Annotated in this window: 14 protein-coding genes; 8 read left to right on the top strand and 6 right to left on the bottom strand. The window is 45.7% G+C overall.

Annotation, left to right across the window (positions count from 1 at the left end; translation table 11 throughout):
- Window positions 1-97: 97 nt before the first annotated feature.
- From JaK3_RS00920 to JaK3_RS00940, 5 genes are all read left to right on the top strand, one after another.
- On the top strand, window positions 98-652 hold the full coding sequence (locus JaK3_RS00920; protein ID WP_420865680.1) for a glutathione peroxidase: 555 nt from the start codon (window positions 98-100) through the stop codon (window positions 650-652).
- A complete protein-coding gene (locus tag JaK3_RS00925; protein WP_068319735.1) occupies window positions 649-2025 on the top strand; it encodes an NAD(P)/FAD-dependent oxidoreductase in 1377 nt (458 codons plus the stop codon). Before JaK3_RS00920 ends, JaK3_RS00925 begins: the two co-directional genes overlap by 4 nt.
- Window positions 2025-2810 carry a DUF1365 domain-containing protein gene (locus JaK3_RS00930; RefSeq protein ID WP_068319737.1) on the top strand — a complete coding sequence of 262 codons (786 nt, stop codon included), beginning with the start codon at window positions 2025-2027 and terminating at the stop codon, window positions 2808-2810. Before JaK3_RS00925 ends, JaK3_RS00930 begins: the two co-directional genes overlap by 1 nt.
- Window positions 2811-2917: 107 nt before the next feature.
- Window positions 2918-4102, top strand: coding sequence for an SAM-dependent methyltransferase (locus JaK3_RS00935; RefSeq protein WP_240480844.1), 1185 nt, complete (start codon window positions 2918-2920; stop codon window positions 4100-4102).
- The gene (locus tag JaK3_RS00940; protein WP_068319743.1) at window positions 4099-4875 is read left to right on the top strand and encodes an SDR family NAD(P)-dependent oxidoreductase; all 777 of its coding nucleotides are present in this window, start codon (window positions 4099-4101) and stop codon (window positions 4873-4875) included. The genes JaK3_RS00935 and JaK3_RS00940 overlap by 4 nt, the downstream gene beginning before the upstream one ends.
- A gap of 28 nt (window positions 4876-4903) precedes the next feature.
- On the opposite strand, the gene JaK3_RS00945 is transcribed toward JaK3_RS00940, so the two are convergent.
- Genes JaK3_RS00945 through argS form a run of 3 tightly spaced genes read right to left on the bottom strand, consistent with a single transcriptional unit; the run spans window position 4904 to window position 7937 of the window.
- Window positions 4904-5551 carry a thiol:disulfide interchange protein DsbA/DsbL gene (locus JaK3_RS00945; RefSeq protein WP_068319752.1) on the bottom strand — a complete coding sequence of 216 codons (648 nt, stop codon included), beginning with the start codon at window positions 5549-5551 and terminating at the stop codon, window positions 4904-4906.
- A complete protein-coding gene (locus JaK3_RS00950; RefSeq protein ID WP_082786335.1) occupies window positions 5548-6174 on the bottom strand; it encodes an SPOR domain-containing protein in 627 nt (208 codons plus the stop codon). Before JaK3_RS00950 ends, JaK3_RS00945 begins: the two co-directional genes overlap by 4 nt.
- A gap of 35 nt (window positions 6175-6209) precedes the next feature.
- Entirely contained in the window at window positions 6210-7937 is a 1728-nt protein-coding gene (gene argS, locus JaK3_RS00955; protein WP_068319756.1) for an arginine--tRNA ligase, read from the bottom strand.
- A 35-nt stretch (window positions 7938-7972) separates the two neighbouring features.
- Between argS and JaK3_RS00960 the strand changes: the two genes are divergently transcribed.
- The gene (locus JaK3_RS00960; RefSeq protein ID WP_068319757.1) at window positions 7973-8290 is read left to right on the top strand and encodes a DUF1840 domain-containing protein; all 318 of its coding nucleotides are present in this window, start codon (window positions 7973-7975) and stop codon (window positions 8288-8290) included.
- On the opposite strand, the gene metH is transcribed toward JaK3_RS00960, so the two are convergent.
- On the bottom strand, window positions 8287-11037 hold the full coding sequence (gene metH, locus JaK3_RS00965; RefSeq protein ID WP_068319763.1) for a methionine synthase: 2751 nt from the start codon (window positions 11035-11037) through the stop codon (window positions 8287-8289). The genes JaK3_RS00960 and metH overlap by 4 nt on opposite strands.
- Window positions 11034-12098, bottom strand: a complete 1065-nt coding sequence (locus tag JaK3_RS00970) for a homocysteine S-methyltransferase family protein (protein ID WP_068319764.1) — start codon at window positions 12096-12098, stop codon at window positions 11034-11036. Before JaK3_RS00970 ends, metH begins: the two co-directional genes overlap by 4 nt.
- A 74-nt stretch (window positions 12099-12172) precedes the next feature.
- Here JaK3_RS00970 and JaK3_RS00975 point away from each other — a divergent pair, with 74 nt between their 5' ends.
- Window positions 12173-12622 carry a PhaM family polyhydroxyalkanoate granule multifunctional regulatory protein gene (locus JaK3_RS00975; RefSeq protein WP_068319766.1) on the top strand — a complete coding sequence of 150 codons (450 nt, stop codon included), beginning with the start codon at window positions 12173-12175 and terminating at the stop codon, window positions 12620-12622.
- On the opposite strand, the gene JaK3_RS00980 is transcribed toward JaK3_RS00975, so the two are convergent.
- A complete protein-coding gene (locus JaK3_RS00980) occupies window positions 12534-13619 on the bottom strand; it encodes an MBL fold metallo-hydrolase (RefSeq protein WP_068319768.1) in 1086 nt (361 codons plus the stop codon). The genes JaK3_RS00975 and JaK3_RS00980 overlap by 89 nt on opposite strands.
- Window positions 13620-13661: 42 nt before the next feature.
- Here JaK3_RS00980 and JaK3_RS10465 point away from each other — a divergent pair, with 42 nt between their 5' ends.
- A complete protein-coding gene (locus JaK3_RS10465; protein ID WP_082786336.1) occupies window positions 13662-13838 on the top strand; it encodes a DUF1289 domain-containing protein in 177 nt (58 codons plus the stop codon).
- The last annotated feature ends 29 nt before the right edge of the window (window positions 13839-13867 follow it).

Consider the following 13867-nt stretch of genomic DNA (forward strand, 5'->3'; position numbering starts at 1 on the left):
TAATGGCAATTTTGTAATGCCAGCGATATTAGCCAGAATGTCTTAGACTTGGTCTCTAACTAGTGAAATTTAAAGGCGCAATATGCATCGCAATCTAATGAATTGGCTCTTTGGCTTATGCGCCCTCCTATCCGGCCTGCAAATTGCCAATGCCGCAAACAGCTGCAGCCCACTCCTCTCTCATACCTTCCCACGTTTACAGGATGAGGCACCACAGAACCTTTGCCAATATCAAGGCAAAGTCATTCTGGTAGTAAATACAGCTAGTTTCTGCGGCTTTACAAGTCAATACGAGGGTCTTGAGAAGATTTACGCCAAATATAAGGACCAAGGTTTTGTAGTGCTTGGTTTTCCTTCTAATGATTTTGGACAACAAGAGCCGGGGAGCAATAAAGACATTGCTGATTTTTGTAAAAACACCTATGACGTGAAGTTCCCAATGTTTTCTAAAAGCGCAGTCTCAGGTAGCAACCCAAATCCTTTATTTAAAATGTTGATTGCCAAAACTGGTACAACACCTAAATGGAACTTTTATAAGTACTTGATTGATCGCAATGGTAATGTGATTGATTCTTACGGCAGCATGACAAAACCAACTAGCAGTAGTATCACCAATCAAATTGAAAAGCTTTTAGGAGAAAAGGTCCAGTGAGTCAAAAACGAATTGCCATCATTGGCGCAGGTATCTCCGGACTAGGTTGCGCATACGCCTTAAGACAACATCCTGAATTTGAAATTACCCTATATGAATCTGGTGATCATATTGGCGGGCATAGCAATACAGTAGATTTCGCTTACAACATCAATGGGGAAAAAGTGACCCAGGGTGTGGATACTGGCTTTCTAGTTTTCAATCGCAAAACATATCCCCGCCTAGTTCGACTATTCGAGGAAATTAAAGCCCCTGTAGCCCCTTCAGAGATGTCATTTTCTGTCTCTATTGATGACTCTATGAAATCAGGCTCAAATAAAAAGATTGAGTGGGCAGGCAACGACATCAACTCTTTTTTCGGTCAGCGCTCCAACCTTCTGTCCCCCTCTTTTTGGCGTATGGCTTATGACATCTTGCGCTTTAACCGTTTAGCCACTCAGCTAGCGCAAGAGCAAATTGATGCTGGCCACCAGTACAAAGAACCAGATGAAAAAATTGCAGATTTTTTAAAACGTCACCGTTTTAGCCAAAGTTTTAAAGAAAATTATTTCCTGCCAATGATTGGCGCAATCTGGTCATGCTCAGTAGAGCAGATGCTTGAATTCCCCATTCAAACTATGGTGCGTTTTTGCCATAACCATGGTCTTTTGCAAATTCAGAATCGCCCACAATGGCTAACCATCAAGGGCGGTTCGCGCGAGTACGTAAAACGAATTGTTGCTGCGATAGAAAAGCATGGTGCAACCATCAAGCGCGAACGTGTTCTGCGAGTTAATGCAGGTCATGATAACGGTCAAGTGGAAGTTATCACTCAGGCTGGCTCAGCCTACTTTGATGAAGTCATCATGGCTTGTCACAGCGATCAAACACTAGACATGGTTCACGGTATTGATCAGCAAGCCAGAAATATTTTGGCAGCCATTCCCTATCAAAAAAATCGCGCCATCTTACATACAGACACCCACTTCTTGCCAGAGGCAAAACGTTGTTGGGCTGCCTGGAACTACACCGCTAAATCTGGTGATCAGCCAAATGCAAGGCAACACGTCAGCGTAAATTATTTAATTAATCGCTTGCAACCGCTTCCAGACCAACTTAAAGATGTACAAATTATTGTTAGCCTAAATCCTTCCGAAGAGCCGGATCCGAAACTAGTGCATCAAGAGATTCACTATTCGCATCCTGTATTTGATATGAGCGCAATCCAGGCTCAGAAAGAACTCCCTTTGATTCAAGGCTCATCATCTATATGGTATTGCGGTGCTTGGACGGGCTTTGGCTTTCATGAGGATGGATTGCGCTCGGGTGAACTGGTTGCAGAGGCTTTAATTGAGAGTATTCGTCAACCTATTAAGGTCAAACAAGATAGTTAATGTCGCAAGCAAAGATTAACTTTGGGGTAGTTAAGCACCAGCGCATTCGGCCAGCTAAGAATGCGTTTGGCTATGGAGTGTTCACCGTATCTATTCCAATGCGCACTCGTAAGGCCAATCCAAATTTACTCAAAGATGACGGCCTTAGCGATAACAGCTGGGGGTTATGTGCATTTTTTGATAAGGACCATGGCCTAGGAGAGGCGAATAGCCTTGCTTGGATTGAAAAAATTCTTGCTGATAACCAAATCCCACACATAGACGGTGAAATCTGGTTGCAAACCTTTCCAAGGGTCTTGGGGTATGTCTTCAATCCAGTGAGTTTCTGGATCTGCACTCGAGCCGATGGCAAAGTACAAGCGGTACTTGCTGAAGTAAATAATACTTTTGGCGAACGTCATTGCTACTTACTGCACAAAGATTCAGGCGAGGAGTTGCACTCAGGTGAGACACTTACCAGCAAGAAAGTATTTCACGTCTCTCCATTTTGTGAAGTAAAAGGCGAATACCATTTCCGCTTCTTATTTCCACAAGACAGTAGTAGCGGTAAAAACAGTGTTTATCGCATTGAACTCCATGAAGACGGCCTACCCCTCATCAATACCAGCATTAGCGGCACCAGCCGCCCACTAAGTCGGGCTAATATCATTTCGGCAATGCTCCGCTACCCTTTGATGAGTTTAGGTGTCATTTTCCGCATTCATTGGCAAGCATTGAAATTATGGATAAAAGGTGTACCCTTTCATTCAAAGCCCAAACCACCAGAACTTGAAGTTAGCAGATGAATCGCCCAGGACAATCCCTTCTCTCGAGATTAAATTTTTCTCGCCCGCAAGAGCGAGATAGCTCTTCACATAAATATCAAATTAGCGCCAAGGCACTTTTAACGCTCTTGACCCAGCTTAGCAGCGGCTACTTGAAGTTGACCCTACCGGATGGGGACAAAAAAGAATTTGGTAATCGCAACGATCAACTGCATGCTGAAATTCATATTCTGGAATGGTCGGTATTTAAAGAAATCATGTCCCATGGAGACATTGGTTTTGCAGAGAGCTATATTCAAGGCAAATGGAATACCCCTGATCTCAAGGCATTACTTGAGTTGGCTATTCGTAATCGAACAATCCTTGAAAAGGCCATCTACGGCAATTGGTATGGATCTATTTTTTATCGCCTGAAACATTGGTTAAGGGATAACAGCAAAACAGGTAGTCGCAAAAACATTCATGCTCACTACGATCTAGGTAATGCCTTCTATACCCTATGGCTCGACTCCACTATGAGCTACTCCAGCGCCTGGTTCTCCGAGGGAGACAAACAAGGATTGGCCGATGCTCAACGCGCAAAAATTAGACGTATTCTAGAATCTCTTCAAACCAAACCTGGAGACCATCTCCTAGAGATTGGTTGTGGTTGGGGTGGGGTAATGGAAGAATCACTGCGCACCAACAGGTCAATAACTGGCCTTACTTTATCTACAGAACAAAAAGCTTTCGCTGAAAAACGTCTTCTAGCGGTACAAAATGAGATGGCAAGTGCGACTTCATTTGAAGTGCGACTTCAAGATTACCGCGATTGCCAAGAAAAATTTGATGGTATCGCCTCAGTAGAAATGTTTGAAGCAGTCGGCGAAAAGCATTGGCCGGAATACTTTGAAACTATTGCTCAATGCTTAAAGGCTGGTAGCAAAGCTTGCATTCAAACTATCGTTATTGCTGAAGATCTTTTCGAGCGCTATCGACGCAATACTGATTTCATTCAGCAATATGTCTTTCCAGGTGGAATGTTGCCATCTCGGGAGAGCTTTAAGGCAAGCGCCGCAAAGGCCGGCTTACGAATCGAGCAAGAATTTGCTTTTGGCTCTGACTATGCAAAAACACTTTGCTTGTGGAGAGACAGCTTTAATCACAAACTTCAGGAAGTGCGCCAATTAGGATTTGACGAAGCCTTTATTCGTCTCTGGAACTTCTACTTAATGTACTGTGCAGCTGGCTTTACAGAGCGCAATATTGATGTCGTGCAATTCACCCTCAGCCACCAACCATCAACAGCATCCACCGATGCGCTAAGCGCATGAAACAATCCGGCATAGATCATTTCCCAGGAAAAAGAGTCTGGGTCATTGGCGCATCCAGCGGCATTGGCGAGGCCTGTGCGAAGGCTTTGCTACTACAAGGTGCCAAAGTTGCACTCTCCAGCCGCAGAGTAGAGCGCTTAAATCAAATTGCTCTCAATGGGGAAGCAAATCAAACGCTTGTTGTTCCACTAGATGTTACGAATAATGAACAGCTACAGGAAGGATATAAAGCTATCCTCAATGTCTGGGGTGGTATAGATCTTCTACTTTTCGTATCTGGCATGTATGCACCCCTTCGTGCAGATAGCTTTGATATCCAAATTGCTGAGAAGACAATTGACGCCAATCTTTTAGGGCCGATGAGAGCCGTTGCATTGGTTACACCCGACATGCTGAAAGCCCACTCAGGGCACATTGCCATCGTTGGCAGCGTAGCAGGATATAGCGGCCTACCAAAAGCTTTAGCCTATGGCCCTAGCAAAGCAGCAATCATCAATTTTTGTGAGAATTTATATTACGACTTATTGCCTAAGGGTGTCAGCGTACATATGATTTCACCTGGCTTCGTTGCTACAGAAGCAACAGCACAAAATGACTTTGAAATGCCAGCCTTAATTAGCGCTGAAGAGGCAGCTAAAGAAATTTTGGATGGCATTCATAAAGGGGAATTTGACATTCATTTCCCAAAACGATTCTCAAGATTTTTAAAATTTCTCAGAATTTTGCCGTATCCAATCTACTTTTGGATTGTGCGCCGCTTCGTAAAAATCTAAGCAACACCAGAGCATTACTTTCTCAAAGTTATTGCTTGTACTTATTCTTACGAATTTTTTCTTCCAAGTAATCCATAACCAAGATTGCCTTAGCTTTAGTACCAGCAATGGATGGTGAAGTCACATATTTGCCCTGCATCACAATAGTAGGTACGCCATCAATTCGATAGGCTTCAGCCATTTGCTTTGCAGCACGCGCTTTAGAAATCACCGCAAATGAACGATAAGTAGCTAAGAACGTATTGCGGTCTATTCCCTGGGATGCAACCCAATCAGCAATCTCTGGCTCAGTTAAAAGACGTTTATTTTCTTTATGCATTGCGTACATAACTTTTTCATTGAGAGCATCGCCTTTGCCCATCGCCTCAAGGGCATAAAACAATTGGCTGTGCGGCATGAAGTCATCACGGAAAGCTACGGGGACTCTTTTGAAAACAACATCCTTAGGCTGACGCTTTACCCAGCTGCTTAGCTCAGGCTCAAAGTCATAACAATGTGGGCAACCATACCAAAAGAATTCGATGACCTCCACCTTCCCTTTGGTCTCTACTGGCTGAGCAATAGGCAATATGCGGTAATCAAAGCCTTCTTCAATTTTTTGTCCTTGAGCAGCCACAAAGCCACTCAAAGAAAGGAGTGCAAATACTGTAATGAATCTTTTGCTAAATGAAATCATGATTTACTGGATTTGATTAAGGTTGGTTTAATGCCCATGCCATTCAATTTATCGCGAACAGGATTACTGTCTTCAACGCTGTTATATGGACCTACACGAACACGCCAGAGGGTATTGCCATCAGCCGTCACCTCACTTAACTGCGCCTGAATTCCCTGAATAGCTAAATTGGCTTTTTGCGCGTCTGCATCTGCGCGCTTATTAAATGCGCCTACTTGCAAGAAATAAATCGAGTCTGATTTTGCTGCCGGAGCTACATCGGCAGGCTTGTCGGCAGATTTCTTGCCGTTCACCAAATCGCCAATTGGATCGGCTGATGTGGGCGCAGGTGATTTACCTTGAAGCGGCTTATTTAGATCTACAGGCTCAGCAGGGGTGGCCGCCTCGCCTTCAGCAGGCGCAGGAGAAGGCTTGATAGTTAATGGAAGACTCGGGGCACGCATGCCCGGTCTTTCTTGAGGGGTATTTTTAGAAAGGTAAAAGGCGATGACAAACGCAATTCCAAGACCGGCGCCCAAACCCAAAATAAAGCCAAGGATAGTGCCGCCATATTGGGTGTTTTTGCTATCAATGCTGCCAATGCGCTTTACGAAGCCAGTTTTCTGAATCGGTGTTTTCATCATTTCTCCATCTTACATCCACACCCCGTACCTCGCCATTACATCTTTGCTGGCGCGGATACTCCGAGTACTTTTAAGCCATTTTGCAACACCTGACGTGTTGCAGACAACAGCGCAAGACGTGCTAACTTTAAATTCTGATCATCTACCAATACGCGATCAGCATTGTAGAAAGTGTGGAAATCTCCCGCCAGATCACGCAGGTAAAAAGCCAATGCATGAGGCGCTAACTCTTCCGCAGCAGATGTCAGCATTTCTGGATACTCCGCTAAACGACGCAGCAAATGATCCGATGCCTTGCTTTGCAATAGCGATAGATCTGCTCCAGCTAAATCCGCTGTTTGTCCACCCCATTGCTGCAAGATTGAACTGATGCGCGCATGCGCATACTGAACATAGAACACTGGATTTTCATCATTCTGCTGCAAGGCTAAATCAATATCAAAAACAAATTCGGTATCTGCCTTACGCGAGATCAAGAAAAAGCGCACGGCATCACGTCCGCGCTGCAATGCCAATTCTCTCTCTTCAGGAGTCATCTCTGGAGTGACGCCACCAGACCACTCAACCAAATCTCGGACCGTCACATATGAGCCAGCACGCTTAGAAATTTTGACTTCTTCGCCATGACGCATCACAGTCACCATCTTATGCAAAACATAATCTGGGTAGGTTTTAGGGATATCCCAACCGCGCTTCTGCGCTACACCCTGCAAGCCTGAACGTACACGGGCAATCGTTCCATGATGATCGCTACCTTGCACATTAATCACCTTCTGAAAGCCACGATTCCACTTGCTGGTGTGGTACGCGACATCCGGCACAAAATATGTAAAGCTGCCGTCTGACTTACGCATCACACGATCTTTGTCGTCACCATCATCTGTAGTCTTTAACCACAGCGCGCCTTCAGCCTCATAGGTCTTGCCTATGTTTTGAAGATCGCTAACGATTTGAGCAACACTTCCGTCGGTGTACAAAGAAGACTCGAGGTAATAACAATCAAATTTAACGCCGAAGGTTTTTAAATCAATGTCTTGTTCATTGCGAAGATATGCAACTGCAAACTGACGGATCGCTTCAATGTCGTCTTTATATTCTGGTGAAGATTTAAAAGCTGTCGCAATCTCTGCAATATATTCGCCGTTATAAGCTTGCTCAGGCCACTTCGCATCACCTGGCTTTAAACCTTGTAAACGAGCCTGAACTGATAAGGCTAAATTCGCAATCTGCACACCAGCATCGTTGTAATAAAACTCCCGATGAACTTTAATGCCCTGGGTTGCTAATAAGTTCGCTAAGGCATCACCAAGCGCTGCTTGACGTCCGTGACCAACATGTAAGGGACCGGTTGGATTGGCAGAGACAAACTCAATCATGGCGCTTGGTGCAGACCCAGCACCTAAAGCGGATTGGCCAAAATGCGTACCGGAGGAGAGTATCTCCTGCACTACGGCAGTTTTAGCAGCATTACTCAGACGGAAATTAATAAAACCCGGGCCAGCGATTTCGCAAGATGCAATCAGCTCATTAAAGCCATTCTGTTGCTGCAAACGCTCAACCAAGGCTTGAGCGAGCTCGCGCGGGTTGAGCTTCCAAGCCTTCGAGAGCTGGAGGGCGATATTGCATGCGACATCGCCATGATCAACGGCCTTAGGGCGCTCTAAACGGGGTGTAGGAGGCGCCTCTAGGCCGCGCTCCTGAGCCAAGCCTGCCAGTGCAGTACTCAGCATTTCAATTAAACGATTTTTATTAGTAGACAACATAGATAAGTGAGTTTATCAGGTGGTAAGCTATCGAAATGATCTATCAATTTCGCTCAAAAGCTGGTCCAGACGTCATCATGCTGGCGGATCTGACCAAACGAATTTTTGATATTTTGGGGCGCCCCCTGGATCCTCGCGGGATCCTGACGGTTGAGCAGCTCCCTGATCTGATCACCGCGCTAGAAACCGCCATTCTCAAAGATCTTGAGGAACGAGCAAAAGTGAATGAAGACTCTGAAAGTGGTGCCGAGAAGCCTAAGCTGGCTGATCGCCTTGGGCAAAGAGCCTACCCATTTCTAGAGCTCATGAAGCAAGCAAGGTCCAAAGACGAACCCGTCATGTGGGGCGTTTAGTCCAACAAGCTTGCTAGCTGGCGGCGGGTATCTTCTACACTCTGGCCACGACGTTTTGCCAAATCCTCAACCTGATCATCAGAAAGTTTGCCCACATTAAAGTAGCGCGCATCTGGGTGAGCTAGATAAAAACCACTCACACTAGAAGCAGGATTCATCGCCATAGACTCAGTCAGAGTCATGCCAATATCTTCTGAACCAATAACACGCAATAAATCTTCTTTGACCTCATGGGCAGGACAGGCTGGGTAACCAGGTGCCGGACGAATACCGCGGTACTCTTCGTTAATCATTTGATCGTTAGTCAAAATCTCATCGGTTGCATAACCCCAAAGATCTGTACGCACACGATGGTGCATTAACTCCGCAAATGCTTCTGCGAGACGATCCGCCAAAGCCTTCAACATAATGGCGCTGTAGTCATCATGCTTTGCCTGAAACTCAGCTACTTTCTTTTCTACACCATGACCGGATGTGACTGCAAAACAACCGAGGTAGTCCGCAACACCAGAATCTTTTGGCGCAACGTAATCAGCCAAACAACGATTCGGTCTACGTACGCCATCTACAACCGGACGCTCAGATTGTTGACGTAAGTTATGCCAAACAAACAATGGGTGCTCGCGTGTTTCATCGCTATAGAGAATAATGTCATCACCAACCGTATTGGCAGGATAGAAGGCAACTACAGCATCAGCTTGTAGCCACTGACCTTTAATGAGTTTATCGAGCAAAGCCTGGGCATCGGCAAATACCTTGCGAGCCTCAACTCCTACAACTTCGTCATCGAGAATGGCGGGGAATTTACCTGCCAAGTCCCAAGTCTGAAAGAACGGTGTCCAGTCAATGTATTTTGCAATGTCGCTTAGTGCAAAGTTTTTAAATACGCGACGGCCGATAAATTTTGGCTTTTCTGGAACGTATGAAGCCCAATCAATCATCTCGCGATTCTTGCGCGCCGCCTCTAAAGAAATGGTTGGCGCAGCTTTCTTATTGGCATGTTGCTCACGAATACGCACATAGTCATCACGCAAATCTTGGATGAATTTCTTAGCGCTTTCATTAGACAGCAAACTAGAGGCCACAGATACCGAGCGGGATGCATCAGGTACATAGACGACGGGACCATCGTAATGCGGAGCAATTTTCACCGCAGTATGTACGCGAGAAGTAGTAGCGCCACCAATCATGAGCGGAATTTGACGCTCACGGAAATAGTCATCACGTTGCATTTCTTGTGCAACATAAGTCATCTCTTCGAGCGATGGGGTAATCAAGCCAGATAAACCAACGATATCTGCATTCTCTTCCTTGGCGCGCTTCAGAATTTCCGCGCAAGGAACCATCACGCCCATATTGGCAACTTCAAAGTTATTACATTGCAGAACAACGGTCACAATATTTTTACCAATATCGTGCACATCGCCCTTCACAGTCGCCATCACAATCTTGCCTTTGGCTTTAGCCTCACCACCAGCAGCAATATGTTGACGCTTCTCTTCTTCTATATACGGAATCAAAATAGCAACCGCTTGCTTCATCACACGGGCACTCTTAACTACTTGAGGCAAGAACATCTTTCCGGCACCAAATAGGTCACCGACAACGTTCATACCATCCATGAGTGGGCCCTCAATCACTTCGATAGGCCTACCACCAGCGCCCATAATTTCTGCGCGCAGTTCTTCTGTATCTTCTTCAATAAATGTCGTAATACCATGCACTAAGGCGTGCGTTAAGCGCTCACGGACTGGGGCTTCGCGCCACACCAAGTTTTCAACTTGCTTTGCGCCGCCACCTTTAAATTGATCGGCAATATCAAGCAATCGCTCTGTTGGAGTTTTGCCATCTTTCTCTTTAAAGCGATTGAGAACCACGTCCTCAACACGCTCACGTAACTCAGGATCTAGGTCAGCGTATACGCCCAGTTGACCAGCATTCACAATACCCATATCCATACCCGCCTGAATGGCGTGATACAGAAACACTGTATGGATTGCTTCGCGCACACGGTCATTACCGCGGAAGGAGAAGCTCACATTAGAAACGCCACCGCTTACCTTGGCACCTGGCAGATTTTCTTTAATCCAACGGGTAGCATTAATAAAGTCAACAGCATAGTTGTCATGCTCTTCAATACCAGTAGCAATTGCAAAAATATTTGGATCAAAAATAATGTCTTCAGCTGGAAAGCCAATTTCATTTACCAAGATCTCATAGCAACGCTGACAAATTTCAGTCTTGCGCTTGAATGTGTCCGCTTGACCCACTTCATCAAAGGCCATGACCACTGAAGCGGCGCCATAACGACGAATTAAGCGCGCTTGTTTTCTAAATGACTCTTCGCCCTCTTTCAAGGAAATCGAATTCACAATTGGCTTGCCTTGAATACATTTCAAGCCTGCCTCGATCACACTCCACTTAGAGGAGTCGATCATGATGGGCACACGGGCAATATCAGGCTCAGATGCGATCAGGTTTAAGAAGCGAGTCATTGCCGCTTCAGAATCCAACATCGCCTCATCCATATTGATGTCAATAACTTGGGCACCATTCTCAACCTGCTGACGGGCTACTACGAGCGCTTCATCAAATTGATTATTCAAAATCATGCGAGAAAATGCTTTTGAACCAGTGACGTTAGTACGCTCACCAATGTTCACAAAGCCAACATCGGCTGTAACGTTAAATGGCTCGAGACCAGAAAGCTTCATTGCTGGCATAGCTTTTTTCTCGATCTTGCTCATGCTGATACCTCAGCATTCTCGCGATAAAAGGCACGAGGTTTGCGCTTGGCAACAGCATTGGCAATTGCGCGAATATGATCTGGCGTAGTGCCGCAGCAGCCACCAACTAAATTGACTAAACCATCTTTTGCAAAACCATCAACCAAGCTAGATGTAATTTCCGGCGTCTCATCAAAGCCGGTGTCGCTCATTGGGTTAGGCAGGCCAGCATTAGGGTAACAAGACACCGCAGCATCACATATACGCGCTAACTCTGCGATATAAGGGCGCATCAGTGCAGCACCGAGTGCACAGTTCAAACCAAACGTGAGCGGCTTAATGTGACGTAAGCTATTCCAGAAGGCTTCAACAGTTTGGCCAGAAAGAATACGTCCCGAAGCATCTGTTACCGTTCCAGAAATCATGACTGGTAAACGCTCACCAGTTTCTTCAAAAAATTCATCGAGAGCAAAGAGTGCAGCTTTAGCATTGAGCGTATCGAAAATAGTTTCGACCAAAAATAAATCCACGCCACCAGCAAATAAACCTTCAATCTGTTCACGGTAGGAGGCGCGCAAAGCATCAAAGGTCACATTGCGTGCTCCTGGATCATTTACATCAGGTGAAATACTTGCAGTCTTTGGTGTTGGCCCAATCGCGCCCGCAGCAAATCGTGGCTTATCTGGGGTGCTGTATTTTTCACAAGCAGCGCGCGCCAATCTAGCAGAGACCTCATTCATCTCACGTGCCAGACCAGCCATTTTGTAGTCCTCTTGCGCAACTGAAGTTGCACCAAAAGTGTTGGTCTCAATAATGTCTGCGCCAGCATCTAAATACTGCTCATGAATCTTGCTAATAATTTCTGGCTGAGTCAGTACGAGCAACTCGTTATTGCCTTTAATGTCGCCAGGATGATCGGCGAAACGGGTATTACCTGGCAAGCCACGGTAATCAGCCTCAGTTAACTTGTATTGCTGAATCATGGTGCCCATAGCACCATCCAAAATGAGGATGCGCTGCTTTAAAAGCTCAGGAAGCTTTTGACCGCGGGTGTAAGGCTGGGACAAACCATTAGATTGCATTGTTAAACCGGGATTAATCTCTAGAATCCCTTATTCTATTGGAAAAGCCACTTTTCATTTACCCCGGAGCCCCTATGTTTGGAACCATTCCCGAATTTAATCAAAGCCTAGATATGTTTAAAACCATGTGGGGACAAGGTGCGGCAGCTCAGGCCGGGCAATTTCCCTTCACAGCAGATGCGTCTAAGGCTGCTGGCGGCTTTGGAGCTGCTTTCCCTGGCTTAGATGTGGATGAGCTAGAAAAGCGCATTAAGGACCTTAAAAGCGTTGAAAACTGGCTAAATTTGAATCTCAACATCCTCAAGTCGACCATCCAAGGCTTAGAAGTTCAGCACGCCACCATGATGGCCCTCAAATCCTTTGGCGATGCCGTCTCTGCAGCAGGGGCAGCAGCTACAACACCCAAAGAAGAGTCCGAGACAAAAACGACTAGCGCTAAACCACGGAAAACCGCAACACGCCGTCGTCGCAAAGCTGGCGACGCAACTTACCTCGATGAAGTAGGTAATTCAGATGAGCAATAGCCTCACCCATCGCAAAAGTAAGTTGATGAATATCTAATTCGCGCTTAAACAAGACCGGCACAATCTCTCGAGCATGTGCCGGTTTTTTACATGCGCCCAAAGCATCTGCTAAGCGCTCATCATGATGTGCCTTCAATTGCGCAATACGCGGTCTGATTCCTGTAAATGGCTTTCCATGAGAAGGTAATACCAAAGTATCTTCTGGCAACGCTAAATATTTTTCAATAGAGTCTAAATACAGTCCCAGAGGATCTGCATCTGGATCAGCGTCGTAAACACTGACATTAGTAGAGATGCGGGGTAACAGCATATCTCCAGAGATCAGCACACCAAGCTCTTTGCAAAACAGAGAAGCGTGTTCAGGCGCATGTCCATACCCCATGATCACTTGCCAAGAATGCCCACCAATAGAAATACTTTCACCATCAATAATGCGGCGATATTGACGCGGCACTCCAGGAACCATATTGCTGTAGTAATTAGAGCGCGCTCGAATTTTTTCTAAATCTTCTGGTGTCGTTAATCCATGTCTTTGAAAATGATCTGCAGAACCTCCGCTACCAGCACGCGCGCCCACTGCAGCGCCACCCTCTTTGCAGCTTAACCATTGAGCGGTTAAGTAATCAGTCATAGAGATCCACAAGGGCACTTTCCATTTTTCACACAACCATTGCGATAAGCCCACATGATCAGGATGCATGTGAGTCACGATGACACGCAAGACTGGCAAGCCTTCAAGCTGAGTAGCAAAGACCTGCTCCCACGAGGCTTTTGTCTCATCATTAGCAATACCGCAATCCACCATTGTCCAGCCTGAAACGCCGTCGATTTCATCGCGTAGTAGCCATAGATTGATGTGGTCTAAGGCAAACGGTAGGCGCATACGAATCCAACGAACACCTGGCGCAACCTCAATACTGCTACCCACTTCCGGAAGTGCATCTCCTAATGGATAATGGATCTCAGCTTCAGCACTTGCTTTGTTTTGAGTGTTCATGATTTAACGTAATTTCTTTTATCTTTTGCTTCTAGGTTTGCTTTGACAACAGTTCCATCGCCTTGCATTAATTGGTGTGACATTAATCCTGAAAATGGTTACTGTCGTGGCTGCTATCGTACCCTGAATGAGATTGCTGATTGGTCTGATATGACCAATCCCGAGAAGCTTGAGGTTTGGGCACAACTATCTATTCGCAAACCCCAAGCACCGCAGTAAAACTTCTTTATATAACTCTACTTCTTTCT

The organism is Polynucleobacter yangtzensis, assembly GCF_001595965.1.
In the GTDB taxonomy this organism is placed as follows: domain Bacteria; phylum Pseudomonadota; class Gammaproteobacteria; order Burkholderiales; family Burkholderiaceae; genus Polynucleobacter; species Polynucleobacter yangtzensis.

What these genes read in the sequence shown, in the direction of transcription:
- JaK3_RS00920 (WP_420865680.1), top strand. Translation starts at nt 98, where the DNA reads ATGAATTGGCTCTTTGGCTTATGCGCCCTCCTATCCGGCCTGCAAATT.
- JaK3_RS00930 (WP_068319737.1), top strand. Translation starts at nt 2,025, where the DNA reads ATGTCGCAAGCAAAGATTAACTTTGGGGTAGTTAAGCACCAGCGCATT.
- JaK3_RS00940 (WP_068319743.1), top strand. Translation starts at nt 4,099, where the DNA reads ATGAAACAATCCGGCATAGATCATTTCCCAGGAAAAAGAGTCTGGGTC.
- JaK3_RS00945 (WP_068319752.1), bottom strand. Translation starts at nt 5,551, where the DNA reads ATGATTTCATTTAGCAAAAGATTCATTACAGTATTTGCACTCCTTTCT.
- JaK3_RS00950 (WP_082786335.1), bottom strand. Translation starts at nt 6,174, where the DNA reads ATGATGAAAACACCGATTCAGAAAACTGGCTTCGTAAAGCGCATTGGC.
- argS (WP_068319756.1), bottom strand. Translation starts at nt 7,937, where the DNA reads ATGTTGTCTACTAATAAAAATCGTTTAATTGAAATGCTGAGTACTGCA.
- JaK3_RS00960 (WP_068319757.1), top strand. Translation starts at nt 7,973, where the DNA reads ATGATCTATCAATTTCGCTCAAAAGCTGGTCCAGACGTCATCATGCTG.
- metH (WP_068319763.1), bottom strand. Translation starts at nt 11,037, where the DNA reads ATGAGCAAGATCGAGAAAAAAGCTATGCCAGCAATGAAGCTTTCTGGT.
- JaK3_RS00970 (WP_068319764.1), bottom strand. Translation starts at nt 12,098, where the DNA reads ATGCAATCTAATGGTTTGTCCCAGCCTTACACCCGCGGTCAAAAGCTT.
- JaK3_RS00975 (WP_068319766.1), top strand. Translation starts at nt 12,173, where the DNA reads ATGTTTGGAACCATTCCCGAATTTAATCAAAGCCTAGATATGTTTAAA.
- JaK3_RS00980 (WP_068319768.1), bottom strand. Translation starts at nt 13,619, where the DNA reads ATGAACACTCAAAACAAAGCAAGTGCTGAAGCTGAGATCCATTATCCA.